At 63.0% G+C, this 8,768-nt stretch carries 5 protein-coding genes, 1 pseudogene and 1 riboswitch; of the genes and pseudogenes, 4 read left to right on the top strand and 2 right to left on the bottom strand.

All coding sequences use genetic code 11. The annotated features are described in order from the left end of the window. Window positions 1-60 precede the first annotated feature (60 nt). Window positions 61-150: riboswitch (S-adenosyl-L-homocysteine riboswitch) on the top strand. A 63-nt stretch (window positions 151-213) separates the two neighbouring features. Both metH and B0W88_RS02655 read left to right on the top strand, forming a co-directional pair. Further along, complete coding sequence (gene metH, locus B0W88_RS02660; protein WP_077033103.1) at window positions 214-2,955, top strand: methionine synthase; 2,742 nt, start codon at window positions 214-216, stop codon at window positions 2,953-2,955. Between the two features lie 99 nt (window positions 2,956-3,054). Then, window positions 3,055-3,474: a glycine zipper 2TM domain-containing protein gene (locus B0W88_RS02655; RefSeq protein ID WP_077033102.1), complete on the top strand. Its 420-nt coding sequence runs from the start codon at window positions 3,055-3,057 to the stop codon at window positions 3,472-3,474. Between the two features lie 9 nt (window positions 3,475-3,483). Here B0W88_RS02655 and B0W88_RS02650 read toward each other — a convergent pair. Continuing rightward, a pseudogene (locus B0W88_RS02650) lies at window positions 3,484-4,113 on the bottom strand (ATP-binding protein); the annotation flags it as partial. Between the two features lie 570 nt (window positions 4,114-4,683). Between B0W88_RS02650 and B0W88_RS02645 the strand changes: the two are divergent. Both B0W88_RS02645 and B0W88_RS35150 read left to right on the top strand, forming a co-directional pair. Continuing rightward, complete coding sequence (locus tag B0W88_RS02645; RefSeq protein WP_077033100.1) at window positions 4,684-5,901, top strand: IS110 family transposase; 1,218 nt, start codon at window positions 4,684-4,686, stop codon at window positions 5,899-5,901. A gap of 291 nt (window positions 5,902-6,192) precedes the next feature. Then, entirely contained in the window at window positions 6,193-6,852 is a 660-nt protein-coding gene (locus B0W88_RS35150) for an H-NS family nucleoid-associated regulatory protein (protein WP_077033099.1), read from the top strand. A gap of 513 nt (window positions 6,853-7,365) precedes the next feature. Here the strand turns inward: B0W88_RS35150 and B0W88_RS02635 are convergent. After that, window positions 7,366-8,709 carry a nucleobase:cation symporter-2 family protein gene (locus B0W88_RS02635; RefSeq protein ID WP_077033098.1) on the bottom strand — a complete coding sequence of 448 codons (1,344 nt, stop codon included), beginning with the start codon at window positions 8,707-8,709 and terminating at the stop codon, window positions 7,366-7,368. Window positions 8,710-8,768: the final 59 nt, after the last annotated feature.

Here is an 8,768-nt window from a genome sequence, read left to right as displayed (position 1 = left end):
GGCCAAGGCGAAGGCTGTCGGGGGGCAGGGGGACGAGTTCCACGGATAAAATGCCGGCTTCGGTTCAAGGAGCGTTGCGACGGGGCATTGATTCTCCGCCAGGCTTGGACCCGGCGGGCATGCTGCCCGCGACAACGACGCTCACCCGATCCCTGTATTCCCAGTGGCCGCGGTGAGCTCATTCATTCGCATGCGGCCCGCACGAAGGCCGTCATGTCTAACGCGAATTCCCCACTGACCCCACCCCCGATGAAGCTCTCCGGCCTGGAGCCGGTCGCCATCGGCGAGGGCACGCTGTTCGTCAACGTCGGCGAGCGCACCAACGTCACCGGCTCCAAGGCCTTCGCGCGGATGATCCTGAACGGCCAGTTCGAGGAAGCGCTGGCCGTGGCCCGCCAGCAGGTCGAGAACGGCGCCCAGGTCATCGACGTCAACATGGACGAGGCGATGCTGGACAGCAAGGCCGCGATGGTCCGCTTCCTGAACCTGATCGCCTCCGAGCCCGAGATCGCCCGCGTGCCGATCATGGTGGACTCGTCCAAGTGGGAGGTGATCGAGGCCGGCCTGAAGTGCATCCAGGGCAAGGGCATCGTCAACTCGATCTCGATGAAGGAAGGCGAGGCAGAGTTCCGCCGCCAGGCGAACCTGGTGCGCCGCTACGGCGCCGCCGCGGTGGTGATGGCCTTCGACGAGAAGGGCCAGGCCGACACCTTCGCGCGCAAGATCGAGATCTGCGAGCGGGCCTACAAGATCCTCGTCAACGAGGTCGGCTTCGCGCCCGAGGACATCATCTTCGACCCGAACATCTTCGCCATCGCCACCGGCATCGAGGAGCACGACAACTACGCGGTGGACTTCATCGAGGCCACGCGCTGGATCAAGCAGAACCTGCCCGGCGCCAAGGTCAGCGGCGGCGTGTCCAACGTGAGCTTCAGCTTCCGCGGCAACGACCCGGTGCGCGAGGCGATCCACACGGTCTTCCTGTACCACGCGATCCAGGCCGGCATGGACATGGGCATCGTCAACGCCGGCATGGTCGGCGTGTACGACGACCTCGAGCCCACGCTGCGCGAGCGCGTGGAGGATGTGGTGCTGAACCGCCGCAAGGATGCCGGCGAGCGCCTGGTCGAGATCGCCGATACGGCCAAGAGCGAGGCCAAGGACGACACGGCCCGACTGGCCTGGCGCGCCGGCAATGTCAACGAGCGGCTCTCGCATGCGATGGTGCACGGCATCACCGATTTCATCGTGGCCGATACCGAGGAAGCCTGGCAGGCCGTGCAGGCCAGCGGCGGCCGGCCGCTGCACGTGATCGAAGGCCCGCTGATGGCGGGCATGAACATCGTCGGCGACCTGTTCGGCGCGGGCAAGATGTTCCTGCCGCAGGTGGTGAAGTCGGCTCGTGTGATGAAGTCCGCCGTGGCCCACCTGGTGCCCTATATCGAGGAAGAAAAACGCCAGCTCGAAGCGGCCGGCGGCGACGTGAAGCCCAAGGGCAAGATCGTCATCGCCACGGTCAAGGGCGACGTGCACGACATCGGCAAGAACATCGTCACCGTGGTCCTGCAGTGCAACAACTACGAGGTCGTCAACATGGGCGTGATGGTGGCCTGCCAGGACATCCTCGCCAAGGCGAAGGTGGAAGGCGCGGACATCATCGGCCTCTCGGGCCTGATCACGCCGAGCCTCGAGGAGATGCAGCACGTCGCCGCCGAGATGCAGCGCGACGACTACTTCCGCATCAAGAAGATCCCGCTGCTGATCGGCGGCGCGACGACCAGCCGCGTGCACACGGCGGTGAAGATCAGCCCGCACTACGAGGGCCCGGTGGTCTACGTGCCGGATGCCTCGCGCTCGGTGGGCGTGTGCACGGAGCTACTGTCCGACGAACGCGCCACGGCCTTCATCGACGAGCTGAAGAGCGACTACGAGAAGGTGCGCCAGCTGCACGCCAACAAGAAGCAGACGCCGCTGGTGACGCTGGCGCAGGCGCGTGAGAACAAGGTGTCTGTCGATTGGTCCAGTTATGCGCCGCCGGTGCCGCGCGTGATCGGCCGCCGCGTGCTGAAGAACTACGACCTGGCCGAACTCGCCCAGCACATCGACTGGGGCCCGTTCTTCCAGACCTGGGACCTGGCCGGCCCCTTCCCGCAGATCCTCAAGGACGAGATCGTCGGTACGGAGGCGCAGCGCGTGTTCAGCGACGGCAAGCGCATGCTGCAGCGCCTGATCGAGGGCCGCTGGCTGCAGGCCTCGGGCGTGTTCGGCCTGTTCCCCGCGGCGCAGGTGAACGATGACGACATCGAGATCTACGAGGACGAGTCGCGCAGCAAGGTGCTGATGACCTGGCGCGGGCTGCGCATGCAGTCGGAGCGGCCGGTGGTGGATGGCGTCAAGCGTCCGAACCGCTGCCTGGCGGACTACATCGCGCCTCAAGCGTCGAAGGTGCCGGACTACATCGGCCTCTTCGCCGTCACCGCCGGCCTTGGCGTGGACAAGAAGGAAAAGCAGTTCGTCGACGACCTCGACGACTACTCGGCCATCATGCTGAAAGCCCTGGCCGACCGTCTGGCCGAGGCCTTTGCCGAGCGCCTGCACCAGCGGGTGCGCACCGAGTTCTGGGCCTATGCGCCGGACGAGGCGCTCAGCAACGACCAGATGATCGCCGAGCAGTACCGCGGCATCCGCCCGGCGCCCGGCTATCCGGCCTGCCCGGATCACCTGTCCAAGCGCGGCCTGTTCGAGGTGCTGAACCCGGCCGAGATCGGCATGGGCCTGACCGACGCGATGGCGATGACGCCGGCGGCCAGCGTCAGCGGTTTCTATCTCGCGCATCCGGAGGCGAGCTACTTCAACGTCGGCCGCATCGGCGAGGACCAACTGAAGGACTGGGCCGAGCGGATGGCGCTGGACGAGGCGGCCGCCAGCCGGGCGCTGGCGCCGCTGCTGGGATAAGAGCGGTTACAAGTTCGTGGCGCCGCGTGGCGCTCTCGGCGAAGACGGGTGGCATGCTGCGTGCCCTCAGTTGAACATCGCCGTTAGCAAGGCCCGATCATGAACACGAAGTACCACGCCCTCGCCGCCGTCCTCGCCCTCTCTGCCGGTGTCGCCCAGGCCGATCCCGCGCCCTTGTGCCGCGACTGCATGCGTGTCGTCAACGTCCACGTCGAGCAGCGCAAGGCCGAATCCGGCAGCGGCGCCGGCGCGGTGGGCGGCGCGGTCATCGGCGGCCTGCTCGGCAACCGCGTGGGTGGCGGCACCGGCCGCGCGCTGATGACGGTCGGCGGCGCCGCGGCCGGCGGCTATGCCGGCAACGAGATCGAGAAGAACATGCACAAGTACAGCGTGTGGGTGGTCGAGCTCAAGCGCGCCGACGGCACCGTGCGCCGCCGCGAACTGCGCAGCGATCCGCACCTGCGCGCCGGCGATGTCGTCGTCGCCCAGAAGGACGGGCACCTGGCCCGCCGCGGTTAAGAAGCGGTGCTACCCGCGCCGCAACTGGATCGCCTCGGCCATCTGCGCGGGGCCGATCTCCTCGCGCCCGGCCAGGTCGGCGATCGTTCGCGCCACGCGCAGCACGCGGTGGTAGCTGCGGCCGGACCAGCCCAGCCGCTCGGCGGCCTTGAGCAGCAGGTCCATCGCCGGCTTGCCGGGCTGGGCGTATAGATCGAGCAGGGCGGCATCCAGCAAGGCGTTGGGGCAGCCCTGGCGGGCGACGGCCCGTCCGCGCGCGACGCGCACCCGCTCGGCCACGATCTTGCTCGCTTCGCCGTCCGGTGCGGCGGCCAGCGCGGCCGGAGGGATCGCCGGTACCTCGATGCGCAGGTCGATGCGGTCCAGGAAGGGACCGCTGAGCTTGCCCTGGTAGCGGGCGATCTGGTCCGGCGTGCAGCGGCATTCGCGCAGCGGATTGCCGGCATGGCCGCAGGGGCAGGGATTCATCGCGGCCACGAGCTGGAAGCGGGCCGGGAACTCGCTCTGCCGCGCCGCGCGCGAGATCGTGATGCGGCCGGTTTCCATCGGTTCGCGCAGGGCCTCAAGTGCCGTCTTGGTGAATTCCGGCAACTCATCGAGGAACAGGACCGAGTGAAGCGCCAGCGAGATCTCGCCCGGCTAGGTTTCGTCACAGTTAAGCGTTAGTGTCGTCACAGTTATCCACAACTGTGACGAGCGGGGCCCGCGAGATGGCCGTGAATGTCCTTTGTCCGGATTTCTGGATCGGTCTCGACTTCCTTTCTCGACCCATCAGCGACAGTCGCGAGGCGGACCGCAATGACTTGAGGCCATCATTCGCGAAAACTCATGACTCTCGCGTCACTTGCTCAAGAAGTTTCAGCCAGCCTGTTGGTACCAGATAAAAGGACGGCCCCGACAACTCGGTCGGAGCCGCGCAAGGTCTCATCGCTGTCATCTCGCTGAGACTCCTGCTCAGGCAGGAAAAGCGGAGCCGCTCAGGGAATGGCCAGTCTACGCTTTGGTGGAGCCAAGCATTCAAAGCAGATTGAGATTTTGGCCCCTGCTGACCGCCACTCATCACACTCCCATTCGATAGCCACAGGCATCGGCGGTCATCATGTGTTCGCTGGCTGTTTATGACGAATGAAGGTGATGTCCCACCAACAGTGGATAGGCGAGATGCGCCTTTGCTGCTCTCGACCTAGTCTCTGACGGAGGTGCCGTTCAATGAGGAAACTGCGAAAGAGAATCGTCCGGGTCGGGGTAGACCTGGGAAAGACAGTCATCCAGGTCCACGCCGTGGCGGATGACGGCACTGTGATCGCGGCCAAGAAGTTGCCGCGGAGCGGGTTCCTATCCTGGTGCTCGGAGCTGCCGCAGGGATGCCTTATTGGGATAGAAGCATGTTCTTCCGCGCACTATTGGGCGCGGGAACTGATCAAACTTGGACTTGACGCCCGACTCATCTCACCTTCCTTCGTGGGCCCATATCGCATGAGTGGGAAGACAGGGAAAAGCGATGCAAATGACGCAGCCGCCGTCTGTGAGGCAGCTAGTCGGCCCCAGATGCGATTTGTTCCCGTGAAGACACCTGCTCAACAAAGCTGGTGCGCCGTCCATTCGTTGAGGGAGGGTTATATCGAAGAGAGAGGTGCCTGCATGAATCGGGCTCGGGGAATACTTTCCGAGTTCGGTATCCTATTTCCTCTGTCGACCGAAAGGTTCCACGGCGAGTTGCTCAAGCTGCTCCGCCAGGAGGACAGCGAGTTGCCGTCCCTCGCGCGGATGGCTCTTCGCCGGTGTGTGGTCCACTTTGACGCCATTGAGCGGCAGATAGCCTGGTGCACCGGTGAGATAGAGCGACACGCCGCGACTGATCCACGCGCTCAATTGGCCCTGAAGGTGTTCGGCGTGGGGCCCATTACGGCATCCGCCCTGGTCGCGTCCGTCGGCGACATGAATCAATTCAAGAACGGCCGGCAGTTCAGCGCTTGGCTTGGACTTGTCCCTCGTACGTCATCCACTGGCGGAAAGCAAAGGCTTGGTTCGATCACCAAACGCGGAGATGCTTACCTGCGAAAGATGCTTGTCCTCGGTGGGCGCGCAGCCTTGACGGCCGTCTCCCGAAGAGACGATGCATTGAGCAAGTGGGCCGTTCAGCTCCGTGCTCGAGTGGGATGGTCCAAGGCCATGATCGCCATCGCGAACAGAAACGCGCGGACCTTATGGTGCGTGCTGTCAAGTCATGGAGGAAGGTCTGCTGATCCGCCCGGCAGACGATGGCCTCAGGCGGGAGCGGGAGATTCGGAGAACTCGAAATGTCGATTGCATGGCGATCAGCCAAGCGTTACCAGTCTGGAGTCCGAATATCCAACAGCGCAACCCGCTTGGCCGGTGAAAGCAAGGCGGAAGGTGGCACTTGCAACGGACGGCATAGACTCGTGAGGGGAATGGTCATGCCTAGCGTGACGGCACAAGTCGTGAGTCATGCCGTCCGACGTTCTGCGCATTGTTAACAGATCACGCTGAACAAGCACGTGCGCGTTGGCGCGCTCAACGGGGCGGGTCTTCTCGAAAGGGCGAACGTCGAGAAGTCACTGGAATGGCTCGCTTCGATCCGGCCTCGCAACGGAAGACTATCCGAGAACCACGATGAGGCGGCGCGCCCAACTCAAGTCAGCACATTTCTCCGGTTAGTGAGTAGACTCCTGGAACAAAATTTCCCGGAGTCTTCATATGGCATCTTCTCTGGCACAGATCAAGAATCAAATCGAGAAACTGCAACGTAAGGCTGCCGCGCTTCAATCCGGCGTGGTTGCCCGCATTCGATCAGAGATTGCCAAGCACGGCCTTACCGTAGAGGATTTGTTTGGTTCTGGGCATAGTGCCAACAACGCGACTGCCTTAAGGGCGAAGGTGGGTTCGGGGAAAAGGACTGGGGCTGACAAACCCGCCAAATTTGCCGACGGCCAGGGCAACACCTGGCACGGCATTGGGAAACGTCCGCAGTGGATTCACGAGGCCATCGAGGCCGGGCGCAAGCTCGAAGAGTTCCTTCTCGAGAAGGCGACCGCAATCACAGGAGCGGCGAAGAAGTCCGCCAAAGTAGGAAAGAGGACTGCAACGAGCAAGAAGGTCCCGGCGAAGAAGGCTGCAGTCGTCAAGAAGGCTCCTGCCGCAACCAGATCAGCCGCTAAAAGGACACCAAAGACCTCGACAAGGGCAAAGGCGCCCGGCCAGCCAAAGGCTCCGGCGTCGAACCGGGCAGTCAAGGTAGCGGGTGAAGCTAAGCCTGCACGCAAGGTTGCTTCGAAGACAACCACCAAGAAGGTGGCTAAGCACTCAGCGGCGTCCGCTCCCGCCGCCGCGGCAGAGACTCAGGTGGGGCAGTCCTGAGTCACGCAGCCGGAGAAGCGCTGCGGAATGGTGGTGGTCACGAGGCAAGCGTTGGTCCTAGCAGAAGCGGCTCGCCGTCGAACTTAAGCGCTAATGCAGGAGCACGATGGCCATCTACCCGCAGGCCTTGCGCACAGACCGGAGCCGTAGTTCGTCTCCTGAGTCATCCTGGAGTGAGCGCAACTTAAGGGCCTGCGTCACCCTCGGCTACCACTGGCAGATGTCGACCCGTTGCGGTAGTTGCCTTAGTCAGACTGGACGCCCTGAAGCGGACATTCCCTACAGACACTGGGTCAGTCATAGCGAAGCGCGGAAAAAGGCCCTGTCAGCGTTGCTGCTGCAGGGCAATCCCGTCGGACGTCACTCGACGGAGGGGACATGCTCGGTTGACGCTCTGATCAACTGCTGGCTGCGTAGGCGCCAAGCGCTGACATGGCTGTAGTTCCTCCTAGGCGCTCTGGGGTTGCGGCGAGCCGTGACGCGGACTTTCCTGAACGCCTTCGCCATAGGTCGTCAAAGATCAGCTTCCTTTGCCGTCAACATCAGTGAGTTGCGCGCCGTCTCGGTGCTGCCCACACCGTTGAAGAATATGTTCAGCATGATGGCGCACAGCGCCGTCAGCAGGACTGGGCTCTCAAGCACGGGAGCCAGGCTATGTGGCAGCTTGGAGAACAGCTGCGGCGACACGATGGGCAGCATGCCAGCCGCGATGCTGATGGCAACGATATAGAGGTTCTGGACTCGCTTGAAGTCCACCCGCGCCAGTGTCTTGACGCCGCTTGCGCAGATCATGCCGAACATGACCACTCCGGCGCCCCCCAGCACGTAAGGCGGGATGGACGCGATTACCACGGCCATCTTCGGGAAGAGACCCAGCGCCAGAAGCACGGCCCCCGCGACGGCGCAGACCCATCGGCTCCGCACGCCAGTGACACTCACGAGGCCAATGTTCTGAGCATATGAAGTGTAGGGAAAGGTATTGAACAGGCCGCCGATCAAGGTGCCAATGCCGTCCGCGCGAAACCCGCGTACCAGTTCATCCTCGGCAACAGGTCTTTCCACAATGTCACCGAGCGCCAGGAACATGCCAGTCGATTCGATGAACGTCACGAGCATGACGATGCACATGGCCGACACCGCCCAGAAATTGAACGTCGGCACTCCGAAATGGAACGGCACGATCAGGCCGAACCAAGGAGCTTCGCCCAACCCAGTCGTGGATACCAAGCCCAACGATGATGAGACGCCGAATCCAGCGATCAACCCGATAAGAACGGCGACGTTGTGAACGAAACCTGTTGTAAAACGGACGATTAGCAGGATCACAGCAAGGACTGCTCCGGCGATCGCTAGATAGACCGGGTTGCCGAAGTCCTGGGCACCGAAGCCTCCGCCAGACCAGGTGGCCGCGACCACCATCAATGACAAGCCGACGGCAAGTATCTCCAGGCCAGTTACGACCGGAGGGAAGAATCGCAGAAGCTTGCCGATGGTTGGCGCGACCAGAATGCCGAAGATGCCGGCAGCAATGGTTGCTCCGAAGATTCCCTGCAGGCCCATGCTCGGGTCGACGCCGATGGCAATCATGGGAGAGACTGCGGTGAACGTCACACCCATCATTACCGGCAGTCTGATGCCGAACATGCCGACACCGATGCATTGGATGAGGGTTGCCAGACCACACGCGAAAAGATCGGCACTGATAAGAAATGCCAACTGGTCTTTGGGCAGCTTCAGTGCAGCCCCCAAAACTAGAGGAATTGCGACAGCACCTGCATACATGACTAGCACGTGCTGGCACCCGAGTACGAACATTGGTACGGGTGCTAACTTCTTGTCGACGTCGCTTTGATTCATTTTGAGAGTCCTCTTCAGGTGTGCTGATTGCGGTCTAGCCATGCGCGCAGAACGGGACC

Origin of the sequence: Pelomonas sp. KK5 (assembly GCF_001984095.1) — a bacterium.
Lineage (GTDB): Bacteria > Pseudomonadota > Gammaproteobacteria > Burkholderiales > Burkholderiaceae_C > KK5.
Note: the sequence above shows the minus strand (reverse complement) of the source record. Positions and strands in the feature narration are given on the sequence as shown.